Below are 23,809 nucleotides of genomic sequence, written 5' to 3' on the forward strand. Positions count from 1 at the left end.
AGATGAGACGAAGGGTTATTTTGGTGACAGATGGAGATGAATATGCAAAGCGAACAATTGAGTTGTTAGCAAAGGAATTTGGCGGAAGATGTATTTCAGCTTCTCAAAGTAATCCGACGAAGCTGACAGGAAGAAAGACTGTTGAGCTTATTATGCAAACACCATCTGACCCTGTATTTGTTATGTTTGATGATAGTGGATTTATAGGAGAAGGTTCAGGGGAAAAGGCGTTAAAATATGTGGCCATGCATAAACAAATTGATGTTCTTGGTATTTTAGCTGTTGCATCTAATACACATCACCTGGAGTGGGCACGTGTAGATGTTAGTGTGGATCGAGAAGGCAGATTGACAGAATATGGTGTAGATAAATTTGGACTTTCAGATGGTGAAATGGGAAGAATTAATGGGGATACGATTTATTGTTTAGATGAATTAAATGTTCCGGTAATTGTTGGGATTGGTGATATAGGGAAGATGTGCGGAAATGATGAATGGGAGCGAGGATCACCAATTACAAAAAAAGCAATTCAATTAATTTTAGAAAGAAGTGGGTTTTATGACAGAAAAGAAGAAGGTTAGCGTTCCGATTTCTTCCTTCTTGAGTGACAATGAAAATTATTTGAAACAAACAGCTGGACTTGACGTCACATTTGATGTCGGAATTCGTAAGTTTCAAATTCTAGATAAAGAAATAGGTGTATTATTTGTAAATGGATTGTGTGATACAAACTATATTATTCCGATTTTGGAAGAAGCAGTGGATACAAATGAGATAGGGAATATTGAGAAAGATACAGTTGAAATTTTAGAAAATCGTCTCATTCATCAACAAGTAAGTAAAGTGAAAACGATGGATGAGGTGATGGTACAAGTATTATCTGGACTTATTATTATTTTTGTAGAAGGTGAAACGGAAGCTTTTGCAATCGATGTTCGGAGTTATCCAGGGCGAACACCGACAGAGCCAGATACAGAAAAAGTGGTGCGCGGAGCAAGAGATGGTTTTGTAGAGAATATTGTTGTGAATACAGCATTGATAAGAAGACGCATTCGAGATCCACGCCTTCGAAATGAAATGGTTCGGGTAGGAGATCGTTCACAAACGGATATTTGTATTACGTATATTCAAGATGTTGCAAATCTAAATTTGGTAAAAATCATTAAGCAAGAACTAGAGAATATTGAAGTAGATGGAATTACGATGGCTGACAAAACGATTGAAGAATTTTTAGTAAAGCAAGGTTATAATCCCTTCCCGCTTATTCGTTATACAGAAAGACCAGATGTAGCAGCAAATCATTTATTAGAGGGGCATGTTCTAATTATTGTTGATACATCACCAAGCGTGATGATTACACCAACAACGTATTTTCATCATGTGCAGCATGCAGAAGAGTTTAGGCAAAACCCAGCGGTTGGTACATTTTTACGATGGGTTCGTTTTGTAGGTATAATATTTTCCTTGTTTTTATTGCCGTTTTGGCTTGTTTTTGTGTTTGAGCCAACGTTGTTGCCAGAAAAGCTTGCCTTCATTGGGCCAAATAAAATGACCCATCTCCCGATTTTATTACAAATCATTCTAGCTGATATTGGACTTGAGTTTTTGCGAATGGCATCGATTCATACGCCAACTCCTCTATCATCAGCTACCGGTTTAATTTCAGCAATCTTAATTGGACAAATTGCAATTGATGTTGGTTTATTTGTTCCAGAAGTTATTTTATATACAGCGGTTTCAATGATTGGAATATACGCAACACCAAGTTATGAGTTAGGACTTGGAAACAAACTAGGAAAATTATTTGTTATTATTTTAACTGGTTTGTTTCATGAGATAGGATTTGTAATCGGCATGACGATGTTAATCTTATTTTTAACGTCCGTTAAAAGTTTGCAAACACCGTATTTATGGCCGTTTCTACCATTTGATTGGGGCGCATTAAAAACAATATTATTACGCCCAACTATGTCTAGTTTAAAAGTGCGTCCAAGTATTGTACATCCACAAAATATACGTCGACAAAAATAAGCAGGGAATTTCCCTGCTTATTTTTATGGTTCATCACCGTAATGTGTGGTTGATTTTTGCAAATGAATCATTTTCGATACACGGAACGGAAAGCGTCCACTTGGAGTGGAGTTTACATCTATCTACATACCCACGTTTTTTTGCGGGGAACTATTTTTATTATAAATTTATTGTTTTTTAACAAAAATACAACATTTTTCTTGTATGCTTAGAGTAGACTTTGTGTATGAAGGGGGACGAGGATATGATCAAACTATTTGTAAGCGATTTGGATGATACACTTGTGTATAATGTGAGCCGCATTCATAAGGAAGATGAGAAAGCACTTTGTTGGTTGGCGGAAAAAGGGACAAATATTTGTTTTGCTTCTGGCCGCTTTACACATAGAATTCATGATGCAGTTAAAAGATTCACTTTTCCATATTACACAACTGGTTTAAATGGAGCTACAATGCTATTACCGAATAGGCAAGTATTCCATGAATCGAGATTTAATGATCAAGTTGCCCAGGAAATATATCAATATATACACGAAAAAAGACTAGCTGATATTGTTTGTGCAAAAGAGCAGAGATATACAAAAAAGAAAAATGAACATCATTATGTTTTTGAAGAATATATGGGCGTGCATATTGCAGAAATAGAAACACTTGAAGAAGAATTTGGTAAAACAGTCCACCCTGCAAAGTTATTTGTATATGGAGATGCAGAAAAAATTGTGACATTAGATCACGAATTAAGAAGAATTTTTCATGAGCAAGCTGAAATTTTTATTTCCGGGACAGGTTATGTGGATATTATGCCAATGGGAGTTAGTAAAGGAAGTGCGTTAAAACGTTTGATGGAGCATTTAAAAATTGAAGCACATGAAGTAGCATGTATTGGTGATTCTTTCAATGATATTTCCATGTTTGCAGTGACACCACATTCTTTTACCCTTCATCATGCACATCCATATGTAAAGGAAAAGGCACGTCATGTTGTGCGCTCTGTAGAGGAAGCTGTTATGAAATTACCTTTGCTTATATAAAGTGAAACTTTAATCAGTGGGGGTCTTACTGCCAGTTAATGCGAGAGTGTTGTTGTCCGCAAATAGCGAGATAAATCCATTTCGTTTTCCTACATATAAATGGCGGCTATGAAAACAAAAAGAAATATCCACTCATTTCCTCTCTTTATTTTCACAAAGTATGGGGCGAGGATCTCTTCCATCTAAAAAGAAGAGGGTTTATGTCGTTTTTTAATTTGGATGTATAAAGAAAAAGCTCGTCAATGACGAGCTTTTTCTTACTTAAATAATGATTTAACAAAATCAATGATACTAGAGAAGAAATCTTTTACTTTATCTAAGAAGCCTTGTCCCTCTTCAGATCCTAAGAAGGCCGAAACATGTTCTTTCGCTTTATTTAATTGACTACCAACTTGGTTCCAGTCAATATTTAAATTTTTCATTTTATCAAAGAGTGAAACTAAACTATCTAACTGTTCATCTGTTAGTGTAATACCAAGTTGATCAGCGATTTTTTGTATGAGCGCACGTAAATCTTCTGTTGTTTTTGGCTGTTCTTTCGCAATTTCTTCTTTTACCTTTGCAACAAGTTGAACGGCTTTTTCATCGCCAATTTTGTCACCAAGCTTAGCAGTTTGTACCATTTCTTCATTGGCTACTTTTTTTACTTCTTCAGGAATTTCTTTGTTCGCTGTTGTTTCATAAGCTTTCATTAGTCCTGTTAAAGCAGCTGTTCCCGATACTTTAAATGGTGCTGTGATTTGGATTTCTGCATCTTTGACACCCGCGGTAATGAGTGCATTTGTGTACATTGCATCTGTTACCCAATTAATATTTTTTGCTCGTACAATCAGACCAGACCCTGGCTTTGTATACGTAATCATAGAAGATGAAATTGCCCTCGTACCAATTTGTGCCTTTGGAACGATACCTTCTAAAAATTTATGTTCTTCCGCATTAGATACAGTAATAATTTGCGCATCTTTTGGAGATTTCATCTCTTTCAAAAGATCTTGTTTTTGTTGTTCTGATAAGTTTTCTCCTAATGTAACGATTGATTCTCCTTCAATTATATCTGCAAACGAAGCTGTTGGAATCATAAATACCGTAACAGCTAACAGCAGTGCTAAAAGTTTCGTTTTCACGAAAAATCGCTCCCTTTCTCTTTCTGGAATTTACGGGCAACAGAGTAATTATAGTATATTTTTAAAATTTGTCATCTGTCTTCTTGTTTATTTAAAAAAGAAGTATGTAGATTGTCGGATTCTTTTTGTTTCTGAGCGTGAATATGGTAATATAGTGCTGAGATAGTTGAAAGGAGACTTATACGTATGAAAACTTTAGGATACATATTAATGGAGAATGGTGAAAAAATCGAATTGGAATTTTTCCCAGAAGAAGCACCAAAAACGGTTGAAAACTTTAAAAAATTAGCAAATCAAGGTTTCTATAATGGAGTTACATTCCACCGTGTTATTCCTGGTTTCGTAAGCCAAGGTGGAGACCCAACAGGAACTGGAGCAGGTGGTCCTGGTTACTCTATTCCATGTGAAACTGACGGGAATCCTCATAGACATTTAGTTGGTTCACTTTCTATGGCACATGCTGGTCGTAATACAGGTGGTAGCCAATTTTTTGTCGTTCATGAGCCACAACCACATTTAGACGGTGTACATACTGTATTTGGTAAAGCAACAAGTGGTATTGAAACAGTATTAAACATGCGTCAAGGCGATGTAATGACAGAAGTTAAAGTTTGGGAAGAATAAGTTGAAGAGAGCGATTAGTGCTCTCTTTTTTTTTTGCCGCTAAATAATCATTCTTCAAATTTTTATATGATATTTAGAGACAGATAAAAATGTCCTTTATTAGTGAAAATAAAGGACTGCTATACATTTGACCTTCCTAAATTTTTTTTGTATGATTATCAAGTTATTTTGACAGCCCTTCTCACCATAGTGAAAATATTGTAGAATGGATATGATGTGGAAATAGTAATAGAGGGGATACATGATTTATAACTTTTGTAAGAAGGGATAAGGTTTATGTTAATTCGTTTTAAAAAAAGTTATGAAAAAATTGCAATGGGGCTTCTTTCTTTTATGCCGACTGAAAAAAATGTAAAAACTTTACAAGTGACAATGAAAGAATATGACAAAAATGATAGTTGGCAACTGTATTTATGGAAACAAAATGATGATTTCGTTGGGATTATTGGAGTTATTAAAGAAGAAACTGTATTAAAGATTCAACATATTAGTGTAAATCCGTCTTACCGCCACATAGGGATTGGAACGAAGATGGTACAAGAATTAAAAAATAAGTTTCAAGATGTTACGATTTGTGGCAATGAACAAACTGCTAGTTTTTGCGAAAAGTGTCAAGCAGTTGAACAAAATATACATTCATGAAAGCAGAGATAAGAACCATATCATCTCTGCCTTCTTTTTTTTAGTTGTTCGTTTCGTGCGGCAATTATATCATTTCTGTCACGTAATTTATGTTTATGAATAATGTACTCGGTAGGTAGCGAATGAATATCTTTCCAAGGAATCATTTTTTCTGTACATAATTGCAGACATGTGTTTTCTAACGAAGGATCTGAGAATGGTAAAAAGATAGGTGTAAAAGGCCCCTGTGCTTGAATAGATTGTAATTGTGCTTGTAATATAGTTAAAAGCTTTGGATGATCAAGTCCTAACTTGTGTACTTGTGTATTTTCTTTTTTTAAAATAGCGATAGCGCTTTTCATCATTCGTATGGAACCATTCCAATTTGAGCGTCTGTGATGGTATAAAGAAACTGCTATTTGAATAAAACCAACCCAGTAGTTGTCGCGCTCTTCAATGGGCTTAGATTTCCAATGTTCCTCTAACACTTCATGGCATTCAAAGTAATCGTAATCTCCATGAAAATGAATTAAAAACTGTATGTATGCTGTAGGATACATCCTTTTCGCTCCTGTCTGAATAGTGTTATGTACAGTGTATCATGAAGCGAAACAACAATGTGAGTAATGGAAAGTTCTAATGCTGTTATTTTTTCGAAACGGCAAGGTAAATGTAGATTCTTATTGTTTGCAAATATTGTAATCGATAATAAACGACTAGAGATTTCTCTAGCCGTTTACTATATTCTGCATTAGCAGAAACAAGCTGCGCCTACAATGATTAATAAAATAAACAGCACAACAAGTAAAGCAAAACCACCGTTAAAACCACAATCAACATGGCCCATAGTTTTTAACCTCCTACACTTGAACTTACTACACTGTTATCATATGAAAGGTTGGGCAGTATTGCATGGGCATATGTCTATTTTTAACTAAATTTCTGAAAAAGGTTGGATAGAACATGAGTATGCTCTATACTTATGTTGTTATAGAAAAAATGTGGTGGGATGCTTTGTGCAATATAATTTTAAAGTAGAGGCTTTTGAAGGGCCTTTAGATCTATTGTTACATTTAATTCATCGTTATGAAATCGATATATATAACATTCCTGTAGCGGAAATTACAGAACAGTATGTATCTTATATTCATACGATGAAAGAATTGCAATTGGATGTTGCAAGTGAGTATTTGGTGATGGCTGCAACGCTATTACAAATTAAAAGTAAAATGCTATTACCGAAACAAGAGGAAGATGTACCAGATAATGGTGAAGACTTTATAGATGATCCCCGTCAAGAGTTGATGGAGCGGTTGATTGAATATAAAAAATATAAGCAAGTTGCTGCTGAATTAAAAGAGAGAGAACAAGAACGAGCGCAACTTTATACACGTCCACCAATCGATTTTACATCGTTTCAATCAGAAGAGGAGACAAGTTTACCTCTTGATGTCACACTGTATGATATGTTAGCGGCATTTCAAAAACTTATGCGTCGTAAAAAGTCAAAACGTCCAGTAACAACAAGAATTACCCGTCAGGAAATACCGATTGAACAGCGGATGAATGACATTTTACAGCAGTTAGAAATAGCGAAAGGACGCCAAAGTTTTTACGACTTATTTGTTGATGAAGAGCGTGAAGTAATGGTTGTAACGTTTTTAGCTATACTCGAACTTATGAAAAATCAACAAATTATTATTGAGCAAGAACACAATTTTGATGAGATCTTTTTGACTCGCTCTAAAGCTTAGTACAACTTGTACTTTAAAATTGTGAGAAAAGCTCGCAGTAAGTATTTGATGAGTGAGAGCTAATGATCGGTGGAAATACTCCCACTTATCAAAGGTTCGCATGATCGTGTTTTGGCACAATAGAAGGAATGTTGGACCGGACGCAATATACTGTGTTTCGGTTTTTCCTATGGATATTTTTGTGTGGAGAAGTATGAGAAAGGAGACTATATGTTGGATAAAAAAGAACAGATGGCAATTATTGAAGGGCTTTTATTTGTTGCAGGTGATGAAGGTATTTCCTTAGAACAAATTACAAAAGTACTTGAGATCGAAGTGAAAGATGTTGTGCAGCTCATTGAGGAAATGCAAAGGGAATGTGAAGGAATGCAGCGAGGTTTGCAAATTGTACAATTTGCAAAAATATATCGCCTTGCCACAAAAAAAGAACATGCCCATTATTACCAAAAATTAATGAACACACCAACCGCCGCGTCTCTTTCACAAGCAGCTCTTGAAACATTGGCGATTGTTGCTTATCGTCAGCCCATTACAAGAACGGAGATGGAAGAAATTCGTGGTGTAAAAACAGATCGAGCATTGCAAACATTGGTTTCGCACTTACTTATTAAAGAAACGGGCCGAGCAGAAGGACCAGGGCGTCCGATTTTATATGGTACTACGAAAGAGTTTTTAGATACATTTGGACTTCAAACATTAGATGATTTACCAGCTCTTTCTGAAGAAGATGAACAAATGAATGAAGCGGACTTATTCTTTGGTTCTTTAAAGGAACTGTCAAAATCGTAGCTTAGCACATTGCTAAGCTTTTTTTTGAATATGAAATACACCTCGTGTCATACTAAATGAAAAAAGGAGACGAATTATGAAAGGTGTACGGATTATTCTATTGCTAGTTTCTGTTTTATTATGTTTTTCATTAAACAGCGTATCTGCCAAAAGATATATGATGTCTGTTCATACTGCGTCCTCTTTTTCCATGCAACGTCCACATTTAGGGGAAATGAAAGTGAGCTTTTTTAAGGTAGGACAAGGTGATGCTATACTTATTATTTTACCTAATGGTAAAACGATGTTAATCGATGGAGGACCTTATGAAGCTGGAGAGGTAATCATTCAAAAATTAATCGAAAAGGGAATTAACCATTTAGATGTTATTGTAGGGACGCATCCAGATATGGATCATATAGGCGGACTTATCCCGATTATAGAACAAATGCCAGTCTCACTTGTATTAGACAGCGGCAAAACCTATAGTTCTTTTACGTATCATACATATAGAAATAGTATTAAAAAGAGGAGTATTCCGTTTGTTCGTGTGAAACAAGGACAGTATATTCCGTTAGATCCAAAAGTAACAATTCAAGTATTAAATAATGGGGAATCAAAGGATGAAAATAATGAATCATCCATTGTTTTAAAGATTCGCTATGGTAAAGCTGATTTTTTATTAATGGGGGATGCAGATGTACGGACTGAAAAGAAAATAATAAAGCGGTATGATGTACATGCAGATGTGTTAAAAGTAGGTCACCACGGTTCATATACGTCAACGAGTGAACAATTTTTAGAAAAGGTAAATCCTCAATTTGCGATTCTTTCGTATGATAAAAAAAATCCATATGGTCATCCACATCAAAGTGTAGTAAGCAGGTTAAAGAAATATGGTGTGATGACATATGCAACAGATAAACGAACGATAGAAATGGAAACGGATGGAAAATATATTGTAATGTGGTCTAAGCTCCCGCTGCCATTATTAAAATAATTTGGTGTAGTAGCCTCTAAACCCAATAAGGAATCGTTACCAAATTTCATAACAAGCTTAATGTCTTCTTTTGGAAAGAATGAATAGTATATATTATAATTAGAGAAGAACAGTAGAATTTCCTTTTTCATCATAAAAGAGGAAATTTACTTTTAATGTATAGACAACTACTCATGTATATATTAAGATGGAATTAGGCAAATAGGTAATAATAACAAGTAGGTATTTCATGGGAAAGGGTCGATGAAAATGAAAACGCAAGTTGTCATCAATGCCAAAATTTATACAGGTCACGAAGTAATAGAAAGTGGATTTATTCGTTACGCAGAAAAAATTGAAAAAATTGGTTTGATGGCTCAATATGTATCACAAGAAAATGAAACTGTATTTGATGCAGAAGGAAAAGTTGTGATTCCAGGTATGATTGATGTTCATATTCATGGTGGATACGATATTGATGCGATGGATGCAAATAGTAATGGATTAGTAACTCTTGGAAAAGAAATGTTAAAAGAAGGAGTTACAACTTATTTCCCAACAACAATGACGCAAGCTCCAGAAGCAATTGAAGCGGCTTTAAGCGCTGCAAAAGAAGCGAAAGAAAAGGGAGCACATTTTGAATATATTCATTTAGAAGGACCATATGTTTCAAAGAAACGTGCTGGAGCACAGCCGCTTGAACATATCGTTCCTGCGAATATTGAACAATTTAAACAATGGCAAGAAGCAAGTGGTAATTTAATTAAATTAGTAACGTATGCACCAGAAGAAGAAGGTGCGATAGAGTTTGAACAATATCTTGCTGAAACTGGTGTTGTTGGCACGATGGGACATACAGATGCAATTGATGCACAATTAAAAAATAGAAACATTACACATGCGACACACCTATACAATCAAATGCGCGGGTTACATCACCGTGAACCAGGAGTTGTTGGTCATGTGTTATTAAACCCAGATGTAATGGTTGAAGTGATTACGGATGGTATTCATATTCATCCGGATATGGTGAAACTAGCATATAAATTAAAGGGACCTAAAAAAGTAAGTGTTATTACTGACGCAATGCGTGCGAAAGGTCTAGAAGATGGATTGTATGAACTTGGCGGCCAGCCTGTACATGTAAAAGATGGTAGCGCAAGGTTAGAAGATGGAACGTTAGCTGGTAGTATTTTGAAAATGGACCAAGCTTTCCGGAATGTAATTGAATTTACAGGATGCTCAATTGAGGACGCTGTTCTCATGACATCAGTTAACCAAGCAGAGGAATTTGGATTAGATCACAAAGGTGCATTAGCAGTAGGGAAAGATGCAGATTTTGTTATCATGACAGAAAATTTACATGTATATGATACGGTTCGATTAGGAATTCATATGAAAGAAGGGAAGTAAATAGATGAATATTCTTGTTGTAAAAACTCCAGAAGAATTAGCTGAAGCAGGTTATAAATTAATTAAGGAAGTTGTTAAATCAAAAGAAAATCCAACGTTAGGAATGGCTACAGGAAGCTCTCCACTTGGTATTTATGCAGAAATGAGAAAAAATAAACTTGATACAAGCCGTGTAACCACTGTAAACTTAGATGAGTACGTAAATTTACCACATGAAGATAAAAACAGCTATCATTATTTTATGCAAGAGCAGTTGTTTGATCATCTTCCATTTAAAGAAACTTATGTACCAAATGGGATGGCAAGTGATTTAGAAGAAGAGTGCAAGCGTTATGAAAGCATTCTAGCAGCTAACCCAGTTGATTTACAGATTCTTGGAATCGGTGAAAACGGTCACATCGGATTTAATGAGCCAGGAACACCATTTAATTCTCCAACTAATATTGTAGAATTAACAGAATCTACACGCCAAGCAAACCTTCGCTTCTTTGAAAAAGAAGAGGATGTGCCAACCCATGCGATTACAATGGGGATTGGAAGCATTATGAAAGCGAAACACATTCTACTTGTTGCGATTGGCCCGAAAAAAGCAGAAGCAATGAAGGAATTGTTGCAAGGTGAATATAGCGAGACGTGTCCTGCTACAGTATTGCAACGTCATCCGAATGTAACCGTAATCGCTGATCAAGAAGCTCTATCTTTATGCAGTGAGGCGATTGCTGATGAACATCGACAAGTATTCACCATTTCCGATCTATTATCAGATTCAAGAGTGGGTGAAACAGCTAATTGAGGACGGCGAATGGAAGCCGGGAGATAAAATTCCATCTGAGAATGAACTTTGTGATAAATTCGAAGTGAGTCGTATGACAATCAGACAGGCAATTAATAACTTAGTGGAACAAGGATATTTATATCGAAAACGTGGAATTGGAACGTTTGTCCAACTTCCGAAAGTGGAGCAGAAGTTACAAGGAATGACCGGATTTACAGAGGATATGATTTCTCGTGGTATGAAACCGAGCAGTCAGTTATTGAGCTTCCGCCTAGTTCCTGCTACTGCTAAAATAGCAGACCGGCTTAGAATACAAGAGGGGGAATCGGTGTATGAAGTGAGGCGTATTCGCTTAGCTGATGACGAACCGATTGCTTTTGAAACGACATATTTGTCGCCAACTCTTGTAAAAGATATTAACGAAGAGATTTTGCAACAATCTTTATACGAACATTTAGAGAAAAAGTTAGGTTTTAAACTTGTTCGTGCTACCCAAGCGATTGAAGCATCAATTGCAACGGATGCTGAAGCGGAGCATCTGCATATTCCTAAAAAGGCACCTGTACTTGTAATGAGACAATGGTCATATGCAGAAGGTAAATTGCCGTTAGAATACGTAAAATGTATTTATCGTGGTGATCGTTATAAGTTTATTACGAGTATTTCACGAAATAAGTAATATACATTATTTTGTGAAGCGCATTCTACTTTCAGTTCATCGGATATGTAGCAAAATAAAAATACGACTCATCCTTATAGGGAGTGAGTCGTATTTTTATTTTGCTTTGAATTGTGAGCTAGAACGTGTTCGACAGCATCTTTTACAGAGTCTACGACATAATGCGAATGTTCTTTTACTGCGTTATCTGCTTGCGCCATAGCAAAGCTATGAGGTGTTAGTGCAAACATTGGGATATCGTTATAAGAGTCGCCAATACAAGCAATTTCTTCAGGTTTTATTTGGAATTCCTGTAATAAAACAGAGATGGCCGAGCCTTTACTAATATTAGGTGGCATAACATCTAAGCACTGTTCAGCTGAAATAAAGGTGCTGACCTTCCCATGGTATTTTTCATCAATTTTTTTCTGAAGGGCTTGTAAGTCCTCTTTCATGCCACCAACAGAAATTTTATTTGGGAAGATTGTATCATCAATTTTTTCTAATAAACTTGGTTCTTCAACAGAAGTCATTGTGATTTGTTCTTCAAGTTCATAGATAAAAGGTGTTTTTTCCTCGATGTAATAATTATGTTCATCGCTTACATAACGAAAATATGGTTCTTCTTTTGTCATAGCTAACAAATCGGGTAAAATATTTGAATCAAATGTCGATGACAATAGTTGTTTATTATCATGTGTGTATACAAAGACACCATTCACACTGATACGGTGAAAATGGGTACCAACCTCTTTCATTAAACCAGCAATTTCATTATCCAGCCTACCAGAGGCGAAACAAAGAATTACATTTTGGTCTACGAGACTACGAAGTGCGGCGATATCTTCTTGATCAATGATGCCCCCGTGCTGCATCATTGTACCATCAATATCGCTTACAAACATTTTAATCATTTTGTTATCTCCTTTCTATGTGCATATGCTTTTTCATTATACGTATATAGTGCAAGCATGTCTAAAAAATGATTTTTTCTAAAATGGTAGATGTTTTGCATTGACGAAAAAGAAGAATGTTCTGTAACATAAAAGTAGGCTATTTAAGTACGAGGGTGGTGTTATATGAATAATTATCTTGAAATTAAAAAAGTTTTAAATAATAATGTCATCATTGCTAGCCATCCTGAACATGAGGAAGTAGTAGTGATCGGTAAAGGAATTGGATTTGGAAAAAAAGCGAAAGATGTGTTGGAAGCAGAACAAATTGAAAAAATGTTTGTTTTGAAAAATGAACGTGATCGTGAACAATATAAACGTTTAGTACCACATGTAAGTGAAAAACTAATTGAAGTAATGAATGATATTATGTTGTACATTCAAGAAAAGGCGCAATCACCATTAAATGAACATATTCATATTGCTTTAACGGATCATATTTCTTTTGCAATCAAAAGGATGAAGCAAGGATTCACAATTGATAATCCTTTTTTAGTTGAGACAAAGATGCTATATCCAGAGGAGTATAAAATCGCTGAAGGAGTTGTACAACTCTTAAATTCTCGTTTGCAAATTACATTGCCAGAAGGAGAAGTTGGTTTTATTGCACTTCACATTTATAGTTCACTTACGAATTCTGATTTATCTTCTGTTAGTCAAAATTCTCGTCTCATTGCACAGCTTGTATCTTTAATTGAAACAAATTTACACATTACATTAGACCCAGAAAGTATTCATTATTTACGTCTGATTCGTCATTTGCAATATGCAATTGAGCGTGTAAAAAAGGGAGAGAAGGTAGAAGAATCACAAGGGTTTGCTGATTTATTAAAAGCGGAGTATCCAGTTTGTTATAATTTAGCGTGGAAGCTTGTGAAGGTAATGCAGAAAGAATTACAACTTCCGGTATATGAAGCAGAAAGTATTTATTTAACGATGCATTTGCAAAGATTAATAAAAGCAGAGCGTGTGTAAAAGATATATATTCTTGTCTAAAATGAAAACGTTAAAAAAAGGATTGAATCGCTTACAAATGTTATGTATAATAAACTTTGCACAGTTATACAAATTTCGACAAACAAGTTAAGGCAAATAACGAAAACGTTTGCTTTAAAATAGTGAACTTATACGTAAACCTATTTTTGACACGTGTTACTGATTCGATCAGGCATGAGTGGAGAAAAGTCAGGAATGTAAGCTAGAGAAAGGGACATACTACCTTTTGTATAGCTATCGTTCTATCTTTTTTTCCTCATGCCTTTTTGGCGTTTGTCGAAAAGTACAATATAGATAAGAGAGGAAGGGTTTCCATGTTTAAGAAGATCTTTGGTGTTCTTCAAAAAGTCGGAAAAGCGCTTATGCTTCCAGTAGCGATTTTACCGGCAGCAGGTATTTTACTTGGATTTGGTAATGCATTTCAAAATCCACAGTTAACAGATGTTATTCCTGCTTTAAAAGCAGATTGGTTCGTAATGGTTGCAAAAATCATGGAGCAATCTGGTGATATTATTTTCGCTAATCTTGCGTTATTATTCGCAGTTGGGGTAGCGATTGGGCTCGCTGGTGGAGACGGAGTAGCTGGTTTAGCAGCATTCGTCGGCTACTTAATTATGAACAAGACGATGAGTGTGTTCTTAGAAGTAGACAAGCTTGTGAAAGTAACAAGTACTGGAACAGACCCAGTAAAAATTGGTTTTACAGATCCAGCATATGCAAATGTGTTAGGAATTCCAACACTACAAACAGGGGTATTTGGTGGTATTATCGTCGGTATAGTCGCGGCATATTGCTATAATAAATACTTCAATATTGAATTGCCTTCATACTTAGGTTTCTTTGCAGGTAAGCGATTCGTACCAATTGCAACTGCAACATTCTCTTTACTATTAGGTATTGTAATGTGTTTCATTTGGCCACACATTCAAGGTGGTTTAAATACGTTCTCACATCAAATGATTGATGCGAATAGAACGTTAGCAGCATTTATTTTTGGTTTAATTGAACGTTCCTTAATTCCATTTGGATTACATCACATTTTCTATTCACCGTTCTGGTTTGAATTTGGTCAGTATACAAACGCAGCTGGCGAACTAATCCGTGGCGACCAAAAAATCTTTATGGCACAATTAAAAGACGGTGTAGAATTAACAGCTGGTACATTTACAACAGGTAAATATCCGTTCATGATGTTCGGTCTTCCAGCAGCAGCTTTAGCAATGTATCATGAAGCACGTCCAGAAAATAAAAAATTAGCAGCTGGTATTTTAGGATCTGCTGCGTTAACATCTTTCTTAACAGGTATTACAGAGCCACTTGAATTTTCATTCTTATTCGTAGCACCAGTATTATTTGGAATCCATGCTGTATTTGCAGGTCTATCATTTATGACAATGCAAATTTTAGGTGTTAAAATTGGTATGACATTCTCTGGTGGTTTAATTGACTTCTTACTATTCGGTGTTTTACCAGGCCGTACACCATGGTGGTGGGTAATCGTTGTCGGTCTTGTACTTGCAGTTATTTACTACTTCGGATTCCGTTTCGCAATCCGTAAATGGGATTTAAAAACACCTGGTCGTGAAGTAACGACGGATACTGATGGCGCAGGGAAAACAGAAGCAGGTGAACTTCCACGTGAAGTGTTAGTAGCGCTTGGTGGAAAAGAAAACATTGCTTCTTTAGATGCTTGTATCACTCGTTTACGTGTTCAAGTTAATGAGCAAAAAAATGTAAACAAAGATCGCTTAAAAGAACTTGGGGCAGCGGGAGTACTTGAAGTTGGAAATAACATTCAAGCAATTTTCGGGCCGAAATCTGACACGTTAAAATCACAAATTCATGATATTATGTCAGGTCGTACACCTCATGTTGAAAAAGAAGAGCCTGTAAAAGCAGAAGAAACTGTACAAAAAACGGATACAAATGAAACAATTGTATCTCCAATTGAAGGGAAACTGCTACCAATTACAGAAGTACCTGATCAAGTATTTTCAGGAAAAATGATGGGTGATGGATTTGCAATTGAGCCAACAGAGGGAACCGTAGTTTCTCCAGTTGACGGTGAGATTGTCAATGTATTCCCAACGAAACATGCAATTGGGATTCAATCTGAAGGCGGAAAAGAGATTTTAATTCACTTCGGTATTGATACTGTAAAATTAAATGGTGAAGGGTTCGAAGCACTTGTCGCGCAAGGTGACACAGTGAAACAAGGACAACCGTTATTAAAAGTAGATCTAGCATTTGTAAAAGAAAATGCACCATCTATTATTACACCAATTATTTTTACGAATTTACAGCAAGGGCAACAAGTCGAATTGAAAAAAGATGGAAATGTTAAGAAGGGCGAAAACGCAATTATTGACATTCAGTAAGAAATTGACGCAAAATGTTTATAATTATAATAGGCGATGTGGTTGACCGAACATCGCCTATTATATACAATAGATGATGTAGTACTCACGTCTATACAACTAAAAAATACTGTATTTAAAGGAGATAAATTATCATGGAAAAAATCTTTAAAGTAACTAGCGACTCAGGAATTCATGCTCGTCCAGCAACTCTACTTGTAAACACTGCAAGCAAATTTGGTGCAGACATTAATTTAGAGTATAACGGAAAGAATGTTAACTTAAAATCAATTATGGGCGTTATGTCTTTAGGTATTCAACAAGGCGCAGAAATTAAAATCACTGCAAATGGTGATGATGCAGCTCAAGCACTAGCAGCTATCGAAGAAACTATGAAAAACGAAGGATTAGGAGAATAATGACTCTTAACATTCAAGGGATCGCTGCATCAAGTGGGATTGCTATTGCAAAGGCTTTCAGACTTGAAAATCCTGAATTTAACATTGAAAAGAAAACGATTACGAATGAAGCTGCAGAAATTGCACGCTTAGACGCTGCGCTTGAGAAAGCAAAATCTGAATTAGAAGCTATTAAAGATCACGCTTTTGCTGAGTTAGGTGCTGATAAAGCTGCTATCTTCGAAGCACATTTACTAGTACTAAATGATCCAGAACTAGTAAATCCAGTAAAAGATAAAGTAAATAGCGAGAAAGTAAATGCTGAATTTGCAATGGATGAAGTTGCAACGATGTTCATTACTATGTTTGAAAACATGGATAATGAATATATGAAAGAGCGTGCAGCAGATATTCGCGATGTAACAAAACGCGTTCTTGCACATTTACTAGGAATTAACTTCTCAAATCCAAGTACAATTTCTGAAGAAGTAATCATTATTGCTGAAGATTTAACGCCATCTGATACAGCTCAATTAAACCGTAACTATGCGAAAGGTTTCACAACTGATATCGGTGGACGTACATCTCACTCTGCAATTATGGCTCGTTCTATGGAAATTCCAGCTGTTGTTGGTACAAAAGTTGTTATGGAGAAAATCCAAAATGGCGATATCGTAATCATCGACGGTTTAGATGGAGAAGTAATTGTAAACCCATCTGAAGAAACTCTTAACGCTTTCCAAGAAAAGAAGGCAAAGTTTGAAGAGCAAAAAGCTGAATGGGCTAAATTAAAAGATCAAGCAACTGTAACAAGCGATGGACACCATGTTGAGCTTGTTGCAAATATTGGAACACCAAATGATGTACAAGGTATCATTGACAACGGCGGAGAAGGCGTTGGTTTATATCGTACAGAATTTTTATACATGGGCCGTGACAATCTTCCAACAGAAGAAGAGCAATTCGGAGCGTATAAAGCAGTTCTTGAAGGTGTAAAAGAAGGTCAACCAGTTGTTGTTCGTACACTTGACATCGGTGGAGATAAAGAACTTCCATACTTACATTTACCAAAAGAAATGAATCCTTTCTTAGGATACCGTGCGATTCGCTTATGCCTTGACGAACAAGATGTGTTCCGTACACAACTTCGTGCATTACTTCGTGCTAGCGTATACGGTAACTTAAAAATCATGTTCCCGATGATTGCAACTCTTGATGAATTCCGTCAAGCGAAAGCGATTTTATTAGAAGAGAAAGAAAGACTTGTAGGGGCGGGTACAACTGTTTCTGACGCTATTGAAGTAGGTATGATGGTAGAAATCCCTGCTTCTGCAGTATTAGCAGATCAGTTCGCTAAAGAAGTTGATTTCTTCTCAATTGGAACGAACGACTTAATCCAATACACAATGGCTGCTGACCGTATGAATGAACGCGTATCTTACTTATACCAACCGTATAATCCATCTATTTTACGTCTTGTAAAAATGGTTATCGATGCTGCTCATAAAGAAGGAAAATGGGCTGGTATGTGTGGTGAGATGGCAGGAGATTCACTTGCAATCCCATTATTACTTGGATTAGGATTAGATGAATTCAGTATGAGTGCAACATCTATTCTTCCTGCAAGAACACAACTAAGTAAGTTGTCAAAAGTAGAGATGGAAGAGTTAGCACAAAAAGCATTAACAATGTCAACTGCTGAAGAAGTTGTTGAATTAGTTAAAAGCATTTAATAGAAAAAAAGCCTGGGACTGATTTGAAATCGGTCTCAGGCTTTTTACTATCAAATGCTAGCAAATTGATAGTGCAGTGATATCATCTGGGCACACACGCAATACCCCTTTAAAATGGTCATTGTGATGACATCCTTCTTCGCACTCTTCATAGTAATGATGCTTTTTGCATTCATTGGAGAAAAGAGCAACTCCACCACTAAAACCTTCGAATACTACATCACGGAATGTGCCACAGCCTTTAATACATAGAAGTGAAATTCTTGTTCCAATCGAGACGTTAGCAAGAACGTTACATGATACTCTGTTTTGATGATTACCATCATTTTTGTCATGCTGACGGTGGTCATTTCTACCATGCTGACGGTGGTCATTTCTGCCATGCTGACAGTGATCATTTCTGCCATGACGACATTCTTTAAAACCATCACAACATCCAAAAGATCCAAAAGATCCAAACATAATTCTCATCACCCCCTTCACACTTATAATGTATGTAAGTTGTATATAAGGTGATTGGACAGAGGGTGAATTTTTAAATAGGATATTTTCTTATTTTAAATGAATCGAGAGGCATTTGAATAAAAGAACAAATGTCTAAAGAGATAGGTTGTAACCGTTAGTGTAGTATTTGTTCTTTCATTACGAATAACTGGATATGAAAAAGGACACCTTCAGCTGTAAAAAAGGCATCCTTTATATTTTTTTACTTTTATATAAAACGATTGCATATACGGGAAGAGCTAATAGTAATGGTACGATAGACTGTGAGATATGTAGTCCCTCTTCTAGCTGTAGTGCTTTTTCTTTTGGAAATTGTAACATTGTAATATTTGTGGCATCTCCAATAAAGTATAGAAGCAGTACCGTTACGGCGTAGCTTAAAAATGCAATAAAGCTTCCATATGAATTCAATGAAAATCCCTCTCTTGTTATCTATTTGTTACTATTGTATCACAATTGTAACAAAAAATCACCCCTTATATTTCAAAGTGTAACAAAGTTCGACAAAATATTACAGTTCAGAGGGAGGAGAAGAGAAATATAATGCTATTTATATATGGAATATTACAAAAAAACATCTAAAAACGAAGGCGTATATCCTTCGTTTTTAGATGCGATTGTGGGAGTGTTTTACTTAGCCCATTCCATTACTTGTTCGATATTCATACGCGGTGCTGGATGACCTTTTAATGTAGATTCTCCAATTGTAATGAGCATAATTGGTACATAGCGAGAAGAAACATTAAATTCGTCCATTAGTGCTTGTGGATTAAAGCCACCGATTGCACAAGTATCCCAGCCAGTTGCCTTCGCTGCAAGCATAAGTTGCATTGCGGCTAAAGATGCATTGGAAAGGGCTGCATCGCGTGGATATTGTTCACGTTTATATGCAGAGTCAATATTTTGTGACAAACGTTCCTTTGCTTCTTCTGTCATAAACCCTTGCTCTACGATTGGTCCATATATAGAATCGATGTTTTTATTTGCTTCTAGGTCACCTAAAATAGCGACTACTGCAGAAGCATCAAGAATTTGTTGCTGATTATAAGCGATTGGATGTAAACGGTTTTGTACATCTTTACCTTGGAAAACAAGAAACTTCCAATGTTGTAAGTTCCAAGCTGATGGCGCTTGGCCAGCTGCTTTTAAAATCGCTTGTAATTCGTCGTTTGAAATTTCTTTTTCAGGATTGAATGCACGATTAGATGTTCGTTCGTATAAAACAGTAAAGAAATCTTGCTGTGTCATAATATACCTCCAAAATTTTATGTTAATTTATCCACTATTTGTGGGCAGTAAGCCCCCCTTAAGATTCAGAGGGGGATGAAGAAAAATACCTCTGATTAAAGGTTCACTTTATAAAACTTCCATATGTACAAATTTATACTTACATTTTGTAAGTTATCACTGTAAAAGAATATAATATCTTTATTTTAATTGTCAAGTTGTTGAGATTAAAATAAAATGAGGGCGTGCGTACACACGTTGTTATTCGTGTGGTCATACAATAAAAAGATGATTCACAGCTTAAGAAGGAATATGCAAAGTGCAGCTCTTGTCAGCGGGCAAACTCTTCGTTCTTGCTGATGCTTAGCCCTTATTAATCGGTTTCTTTTGATAACGATCCCTTGTAAAAAAGGAGAGTGAAGCATTCAGTACAACAGGATATATGAAGTGAGTGAAAGCCAGTGGTGAACATACTATATTTTTTATTAGAAAATACGATTTTTCAAAATGTATTACAAGATCTCCATGTAAATGTACTTTATATAGAAGAAGGGGGTAATCATCAGTATACAATTGATGATATACACCCAAAATGTATGTTTATAGCAAATAGTTTTGAAGAAGGAGAAATATTATTTGAAAAAGTTCGACCACAAATTGTAATTATTTATGTGTCGGACGGTGCGCAAGTAGAGCGTATAAAACGCATATATAATTCCACGAGTTCTTTTATTGTTATATGGGATCAGCCGGTGACATCAAAGTTTGTAGAGTTGCTTACAATAGGGATACGAAATATTGTGCTAGCTCCTGCTACACCACAGATTGTGCTAGAAGAGGTAAACAAGAGTTTGTATCAAATATCACTATTACAGCAAGTGACTATTCAACAAGAGCTTCTTCAAATGATGTTTGATTTTCAAAATGATTTATTATTTATTGTAGAAGATGATGAGATTGTTGATTGTAATACGAACTTTTTGAGTTTTTTTGGATATGAAGATTTACTTTCATACCGTGAGAATCATATGATATTTGCGGAACATTTTATTCAAGAGCATGGATATTACACAACAAATCATGATATAACCTGGCTTGATGATTCGTTAGAAAATGCCAGGAAAATAAAAATGTATAATGATGAAGGCGAAGAAATTGTTTTTTTATTACGTGCTGCACCGGTATTAGAAAATGTATCTAGGTATATTGTTAAGTGTACAGAGATTACGGAGTTGGATGCATTATATCAAGAGCAAGAACAACTTGCTGCAATGGATTCCTTAACAGAAATATATAACCGTTTAAAGTTTCAGCAATTATTGGAGGAAAAATGGAGAATTGAGAACCGCATGAATCAAATAATGGCTCTTATTCTTTTTGATATAGACGATTTTAAAAAAGTGAATGACACATATGGGCATGATTTTGGTGATTTAGCATTAATTCAGTTAGCAGAACTTCTGAAATCTAAAATAGCATCCCAGCATATTTTCGCACGGTGGGGTGGAGAGAAATTTGTTATATTAGTAGTAAGTACAACCGAAAAAGAGGCTTTTCAGTTAGCCGAATCGCTACGCTTTTTTATTGAAACGAAACAGTTCTCTCGCATTTCAAAATTAACGGCGAGTTTTGGAGTTGCTTTATATGAGCAAGGAATTACAAAAGAGGAATTCGTACAACGAGCGGATATTGCTTTATATGAAGCAAAAAAAAATGGGAAAAATCAAGTGCGTTTATATAGAAAGGAAAAAATGTGATTTTTTCGCAACAAATTGTTGCGATTTTTTTCTGTTATCAGATAATAGGAAGAGGGGACCATTTATAAGGAAGCGACTACGGAGGTTTTTGAATGATAAAGAAATGGATTATTATGGTCTTGATTGGCTCTATCGTATGCGGAAGTGTATATTGCTTTTTTTACATACCAAAGAAGGAAGTGGCAGTAACTTCAAAGATCACCCCTTCTGTTGAGTCTGGGTTGCACGATGCTTTGGCGAAAAAGGAGGAACTACCAATTGATTATGCCAGTGTGGCACAAAAGTTAGATCAATATTTAAAGGACAAAGGTTTTAATGGGACGGTTCTCGTGACGGATAAAGATTATGTTGTGCTGAATAAAGGGTATGGGTATGCGGATGTTCAAAGCAAAATTGAAAATACGCCCCAAACAAAATATCGTATTGGTTCTATTACTAAGACTGTGGTGGCAGCATCGACTTTACAGTTGCAAGAGCAAGGGAAATTAAATATTCAGGACAATGTAAATAAATATATCCCTTCATTTCCGGCGGATAAAAATATTACATTATACCATCTTCTAACACACACTTCTGGTTTACCAGGGAAGGGGAAGGGAAAAGTAAATGCTACATCACGCTTAAATTTAGTTACATGGATAGGAAAACAAAAGGTAGAGTTTCCGCCAGGGACTGGATGGACGTATACGGATTATAATTATATGGTGTTGGCTTATATTATAGAAAATATATCTAAAAAGCCTCTAGGGGAATATGTAAAGGAAAATATATTTGCACGGGCAGAAATGTATGAATCAGGCATGGGGAATATGATGCCAGGAGATCAACATTTTACGAAAGGATATACAAAGAAAGACAATGCGCTTGTACCTGCACCAAAATTAGCGATGGATTGGTTATATGGCTGTGGTGAGATGTATACTACAGTTGGGGATATGAAGAAGTTGGATGAAGCAATTATAAATGGAAAACTTCTTTCAGAGAAGAGTATACAAATGATGTTTACGCCTCCACCAGAACGAAAATATGCATTCAGTTTTTATATTTACCCTGATTATTTTCATAACCATGGTGTAGTTGCTGGTTGGAATACATTTAATAACTTTAATAAAGATAATAGAACGTTTGTTATTTTATTTTCAAATGTACAAAATGGCATAAATGATGATTTGAATAAGGAATTTAGGAAGATGGTCAGCGACTTAATAGAACAAAGGGGATGAGTAGATGAAACAGGTAATTTCATCAATTGGTTTTATTGGCATAGGTGTTATGGGGAAGAGTATGGTACACCATTTATTAAAAGGTGGTTATACAGTATATGTGTACAACCGTACGAAAGAAAAGGCAACTCCTTTATTAAAAGAAGGAGCACATTGGTGTGATTCACCAAAAGAATTGGTACAGAATGTAGATGTTGTTATGACGATGGTAGGGTATCCGCATGATGTGGAGGAAATCTATTTTGGAACAGAAGGAATTCTCACAAATGCAAATGAAGGGACAATTGCAATTGATTTTACAACATCTACACCAACGCTAGCGAAACGTATATATGAAGCTGGAAAAACAAAGAATGTGTATACGCTTGATGCACCAGTATCAGGAGGAGATATTGGGGCAAAAGAAGGTAAACTTGCCATTATGATTGGTGGAGACCAAGATGTATATGAAGTTTGTTTACCTTTGTTTGAGAAACTAGGAAAGAACATTCAGTTACAAGGGCCGGCAGGAAGTGGACAGCATACAAAAATGTGCAATCAAATTGCGATTGCTTCTAATATGATAGGAGTTTGTGAAGCGGTAGCTTATGCAAAGAAAGCAGGATTGGATCCAGATAAAGTATTACAGAGTATTTCAACAGGAGCAGCTGGTAGTTGGTCATTAAGTAATTTAGCCCCGCGCATGTTAAAAGAGGATTTTGCACCAGGGTTTTATGTGAAACATTTTATGAAGGATATGAAAATTGCACTAGATGAATCTGAAAAATTAGGATTACCTGTCCCAGGTTTAACTCTTGCAAAAGGTTTATATGAACAATTAGTAGAAGCTGGAGAGGAAGACAGTGGCACACAAGTATTATATAAAAAATACATAAAGGGGTAAT

At 35.8% G+C, this 23,809-nt stretch carries 25 protein-coding genes; 18 read left to right on the plus strand and 7 right to left on the minus strand.

Annotated features, from left to right (window positions below; all coding sequences use genetic code 11):
* Positions 1 to 2 precede the first annotated feature (2 nt).
* From spoVAEA to ACX5JI_RS03110, 3 genes are all read left to right on the plus strand, one after another.
* Positions 3 to 581, plus strand: coding sequence for a stage V sporulation protein SpoVABEA (gene spoVAEA, locus ACX5JI_RS03100; protein ID WP_459499628.1), 579 nt, complete (start codon positions 3 to 5; stop codon positions 579 to 581).
* A complete protein-coding gene (locus ACX5JI_RS03105; RefSeq protein ID WP_459499629.1) occupies positions 559 to 2,031 on the plus strand; it encodes a spore germination protein in 1,473 nt (490 codons plus the stop codon). Before spoVAEA ends, ACX5JI_RS03105 begins: the two co-directional genes overlap by 23 nt.
* 226 nt (positions 2,032 to 2,257) lie before the next feature.
* Positions 2,258 to 3,061 (plus strand): Cof-type HAD-IIB family hydrolase, encoded by an 804-nt coding sequence (locus ACX5JI_RS03110; protein ID WP_459499630.1) that lies wholly within the window; start codon positions 2,258 to 2,260, stop codon positions 3,059 to 3,061.
* A gap of 257 nt (positions 3,062 to 3,318) precedes the next feature.
* Here the strand turns inward: ACX5JI_RS03110 and ACX5JI_RS03115 are convergent, their stop codons facing one another.
* Complete coding sequence (locus ACX5JI_RS03115; protein ID WP_459499631.1) at positions 3,319 to 4,185, minus strand: DUF1002 domain-containing protein; 867 nt, start codon at positions 4,183 to 4,185, stop codon at positions 3,319 to 3,321.
* 186 nt (positions 4,186 to 4,371) lie between these two features.
* On the opposite strand from ACX5JI_RS03115, the gene ACX5JI_RS03120 reads away from it, so the two are divergent.
* Together ACX5JI_RS03120 and ACX5JI_RS03125 are read left to right on the plus strand one after the other, a co-directional pair.
* Positions 4,372 to 4,809, plus strand: coding sequence for a peptidylprolyl isomerase (locus ACX5JI_RS03120; protein WP_459499632.1), 438 nt, complete (start codon positions 4,372 to 4,374; stop codon positions 4,807 to 4,809).
* Between the two features lie 276 nt (positions 4,810 to 5,085).
* Positions 5,086 to 5,451 carry a GNAT family N-acetyltransferase gene (locus ACX5JI_RS03125; RefSeq protein ID WP_459499633.1) on the plus strand — a complete coding sequence of 122 codons (366 nt, stop codon included), beginning with the start codon at positions 5,086 to 5,088 and terminating at the stop codon, positions 5,449 to 5,451.
* A gap of 20 nt (positions 5,452 to 5,471) precedes the next feature.
* On the opposite strand, the gene ACX5JI_RS03130 is transcribed toward ACX5JI_RS03125, so the two are convergent.
* A complete protein-coding gene (locus tag ACX5JI_RS03130) occupies positions 5,472 to 5,990 on the minus strand; it encodes a DUF309 domain-containing protein (protein WP_459499634.1) in 519 nt (172 codons plus the stop codon).
* Positions 5,991 to 6,181: 191 nt separating this feature from the next.
* Positions 6,182 to 6,277 (minus strand): YjcZ family sporulation protein, encoded by a 96-nt coding sequence (locus ACX5JI_RS03135; protein WP_000510192.1) that lies wholly within the window; start codon positions 6,275 to 6,277, stop codon positions 6,182 to 6,184.
* 169 nt (positions 6,278 to 6,446) lie between these two features.
* Between ACX5JI_RS03135 and ACX5JI_RS03140 the strand changes: the two genes are divergently transcribed.
* From ACX5JI_RS03140 to phnF, 6 genes are all read left to right on the plus strand, one after another.
* A complete protein-coding gene (locus ACX5JI_RS03140; RefSeq protein WP_459499635.1) occupies positions 6,447 to 7,184 on the plus strand; it encodes a segregation/condensation protein A in 738 nt (245 codons plus the stop codon).
* A gap of 213 nt (positions 7,185 to 7,397) precedes the next feature.
* Positions 7,398 to 7,973 carry an SMC-Scp complex subunit ScpB gene (gene scpB / locus ACX5JI_RS03145; protein WP_459499636.1) on the plus strand — a complete coding sequence of 192 codons (576 nt, stop codon included), beginning with the start codon at positions 7,398 to 7,400 and terminating at the stop codon, positions 7,971 to 7,973.
* A 76-nt stretch (positions 7,974 to 8,049) separates the two neighbouring features.
* Positions 8,050 to 8,952: a ComEC/Rec2 family competence protein gene (locus ACX5JI_RS03150; protein WP_459499637.1), complete on the plus strand. Its 903-nt coding sequence runs from the start codon at positions 8,050 to 8,052 to the stop codon at positions 8,950 to 8,952.
* 249 nt (positions 8,953 to 9,201) lie between these two features.
* Positions 9,202 to 10,344: an N-acetylglucosamine-6-phosphate deacetylase gene (nagA, locus tag ACX5JI_RS03155; protein WP_459500267.1), complete on the plus strand. Its 1,143-nt coding sequence runs from the start codon at positions 9,202 to 9,204 to the stop codon at positions 10,342 to 10,344.
* 4 nt (positions 10,345 to 10,348) lie between these two features.
* Positions 10,349 to 11,137: a glucosamine-6-phosphate deaminase gene (gene nagB / locus ACX5JI_RS03160; RefSeq protein WP_459499638.1), complete on the plus strand. Its 789-nt coding sequence runs from the start codon at positions 10,349 to 10,351 to the stop codon at positions 11,135 to 11,137.
* A complete protein-coding gene (gene phnF, locus ACX5JI_RS03165) occupies positions 11,067 to 11,798 on the plus strand; it encodes a phosphonate metabolism transcriptional regulator PhnF (RefSeq protein WP_459499639.1) in 732 nt (243 codons plus the stop codon). Before nagB ends, phnF begins: the two co-directional genes overlap by 71 nt.
* Before the next feature lie 74 nt (positions 11,799 to 11,872).
* Here phnF and ACX5JI_RS03170 read toward each other — a convergent pair whose 3' ends face one another.
* A complete protein-coding gene (locus ACX5JI_RS03170) occupies positions 11,873 to 12,691 on the minus strand; it encodes an HAD family hydrolase (RefSeq protein ID WP_459499640.1) in 819 nt (272 codons plus the stop codon).
* Between the two features lie 165 nt (positions 12,692 to 12,856).
* On the opposite strand from ACX5JI_RS03170, the gene glcT reads away from it, so the two are divergent.
* The 4 genes from glcT (at position 12,857) to ptsP (ending at position 18,214) form a co-directional block, all read left to right on the plus strand.
* A complete protein-coding gene (glcT, locus tag ACX5JI_RS03175) occupies positions 12,857 to 13,705 on the plus strand; it encodes a glucose PTS transporter transcription antiterminator GlcT (protein WP_459499641.1) in 849 nt (282 codons plus the stop codon).
* 335 nt (positions 13,706 to 14,040) lie between these two features.
* Positions 14,041 to 16,104, plus strand: coding sequence for a PTS glucose transporter subunit IIABC (gene ptsG, locus ACX5JI_RS03180; RefSeq protein WP_459499642.1), 2,064 nt, complete (start codon positions 14,041 to 14,043; stop codon positions 16,102 to 16,104).
* Between the two features lie 134 nt (positions 16,105 to 16,238).
* Positions 16,239 to 16,502: a phosphocarrier protein HPr gene (gene ptsH, locus ACX5JI_RS03185; RefSeq protein ID WP_000411078.1), complete on the plus strand. Its 264-nt coding sequence runs from the start codon at positions 16,239 to 16,241 to the stop codon at positions 16,500 to 16,502.
* Complete coding sequence (gene ptsP, locus ACX5JI_RS03190) at positions 16,502 to 18,214, plus strand: phosphoenolpyruvate--protein phosphotransferase (protein ID WP_459499643.1); 1,713 nt, start codon at positions 16,502 to 16,504, stop codon at positions 18,212 to 18,214. Before ptsH ends, ptsP begins: the two co-directional genes overlap by 1 nt.
* 57 nt (positions 18,215 to 18,271) lie before the next feature.
* Here the strand turns inward: ptsP and ACX5JI_RS03195 are convergent, their stop codons facing one another.
* The 3 genes from ACX5JI_RS03195 to ACX5JI_RS03205 all read right to left on the minus strand — a co-directional run bounded on the left by ACX5JI_RS03195 (position 18,272) and on the right by ACX5JI_RS03205 (position 19,966).
* A complete protein-coding gene (locus ACX5JI_RS03195) occupies positions 18,272 to 18,676 on the minus strand; it encodes a DUF3915 family protein (RefSeq protein WP_459499644.1) in 405 nt (134 codons plus the stop codon).
* Between the two features lie 234 nt (positions 18,677 to 18,910).
* Entirely contained in the window at positions 18,911 to 19,129 is a 219-nt protein-coding gene (locus ACX5JI_RS03200) for a hypothetical protein (protein WP_459499645.1), read from the minus strand.
* A 219-nt stretch (positions 19,130 to 19,348) separates the two neighbouring features.
* Positions 19,349 to 19,966, minus strand: a complete 618-nt coding sequence (locus tag ACX5JI_RS03205; protein WP_459499646.1) for a nitroreductase family protein — start codon at positions 19,964 to 19,966, stop codon at positions 19,349 to 19,351.
* Between the two features lie 443 nt (positions 19,967 to 20,409).
* Between ACX5JI_RS03205 and ACX5JI_RS03210 the strand changes: the two genes are divergently transcribed.
* The 3 genes from ACX5JI_RS03210 to ACX5JI_RS03220 all read left to right on the plus strand — a co-directional run bounded on the left by ACX5JI_RS03210 (position 20,410) and on the right by ACX5JI_RS03220 (position 23,808).
* On the plus strand, positions 20,410 to 21,702 hold the full coding sequence (locus tag ACX5JI_RS03210) for a GGDEF domain-containing protein (protein WP_459500268.1): 1,293 nt from the start codon (positions 20,410 to 20,412) through the stop codon (positions 21,700 to 21,702).
* A gap of 92 nt (positions 21,703 to 21,794) precedes the next feature.
* Entirely contained in the window at positions 21,795 to 22,925 is a 1,131-nt protein-coding gene (locus ACX5JI_RS03215) for a serine hydrolase domain-containing protein (RefSeq protein ID WP_459499647.1), read from the plus strand.
* Between the two features lie 4 nt (positions 22,926 to 22,929).
* On the plus strand, positions 22,930 to 23,808 hold the full coding sequence (locus tag ACX5JI_RS03220; protein ID WP_459499648.1) for an NAD(P)-dependent oxidoreductase: 879 nt from the start codon (positions 22,930 to 22,932) through the stop codon (positions 23,806 to 23,808).
* The last annotated feature ends 1 nt before the right edge of the window (position 23,809 follow it).

Source organism: Bacillus sp. C1 (assembly GCF_054570475.1).

Bases quoted from the DNA above. Each gene is read 5' to 3' on its own strand.
- spoVAEA (WP_459499628.1), top strand. From the start codon at position 3: ATGAGACGAAGGGTTATTTTGGTGACAGATGGAGATGAATATGCAAAG.
- ACX5JI_RS03105 (WP_459499629.1), top strand. From the start codon at position 559: ATGACAGAAAAGAAGAAGGTTAGCGTTCCGATTTCTTCCTTCTTGAGT.
- ACX5JI_RS03110 (WP_459499630.1), top strand. From the start codon at position 2,258: ATGAAGGGGGACGAGGATATGATCAAACTATTTGTAAGCGATTTGGAT.
- ACX5JI_RS03120 (WP_459499632.1), top strand. From the start codon at position 4,372: ATGAAAACTTTAGGATACATATTAATGGAGAATGGTGAAAAAATCGAA.
- ACX5JI_RS03125 (WP_459499633.1), top strand. From the start codon at position 5,086: ATGTTAATTCGTTTTAAAAAAAGTTATGAAAAAATTGCAATGGGGCTT.
- ACX5JI_RS03130 (WP_459499634.1), bottom strand. From the start codon at position 5,990: ATGTATCCTACAGCATACATACAGTTTTTAATTCATTTTCATGGAGAT.
- ACX5JI_RS03135 (WP_000510192.1), bottom strand. From the start codon at position 6,277: ATGGGCCATGTTGATTGTGGTTTTAACGGTGGTTTTGCTTTACTTGTT.
- ACX5JI_RS03150 (WP_459499637.1), top strand. From the start codon at position 8,050: ATGAAAGGTGTACGGATTATTCTATTGCTAGTTTCTGTTTTATTATGT.
- nagA (WP_459500267.1), top strand. From the start codon at position 9,202: ATGAAAACGCAAGTTGTCATCAATGCCAAAATTTATACAGGTCACGAA.
- nagB (WP_459499638.1), top strand. From the start codon at position 10,349: ATGAATATTCTTGTTGTAAAAACTCCAGAAGAATTAGCTGAAGCAGGT.
- phnF (WP_459499639.1), top strand. From the start codon at position 11,067: ATGAACATCGACAAGTATTCACCATTTCCGATCTATTATCAGATTCAA.
- ACX5JI_RS03170 (WP_459499640.1), bottom strand. From the start codon at position 12,691: ATGATTAAAATGTTTGTAAGCGATATTGATGGTACAATGATGCAGCAC.
- glcT (WP_459499641.1), top strand. From the start codon at position 12,857: ATGAATAATTATCTTGAAATTAAAAAAGTTTTAAATAATAATGTCATC.
- ptsG (WP_459499642.1), top strand. From the start codon at position 14,041: ATGTTTAAGAAGATCTTTGGTGTTCTTCAAAAAGTCGGAAAAGCGCTT.
- ptsH (WP_000411078.1), top strand. From the start codon at position 16,239: ATGGAAAAAATCTTTAAAGTAACTAGCGACTCAGGAATTCATGCTCGT.
- ptsP (WP_459499643.1), top strand. From the start codon at position 16,502: ATGACTCTTAACATTCAAGGGATCGCTGCATCAAGTGGGATTGCTATT.
- ACX5JI_RS03195 (WP_459499644.1), bottom strand. From the start codon at position 18,676: ATGTTTGGATCTTTTGGATCTTTTGGATGTTGTGATGGTTTTAAAGAA.
- ACX5JI_RS03205 (WP_459499646.1), bottom strand. From the start codon at position 19,966: ATGACACAGCAAGATTTCTTTACTGTTTTATACGAACGAACATCTAAT.
- ACX5JI_RS03215 (WP_459499647.1), top strand. From the start codon at position 21,795: ATGATAAAGAAATGGATTATTATGGTCTTGATTGGCTCTATCGTATGC.
- ACX5JI_RS03220 (WP_459499648.1), top strand. From the start codon at position 22,930: ATGAAACAGGTAATTTCATCAATTGGTTTTATTGGCATAGGTGTTATG.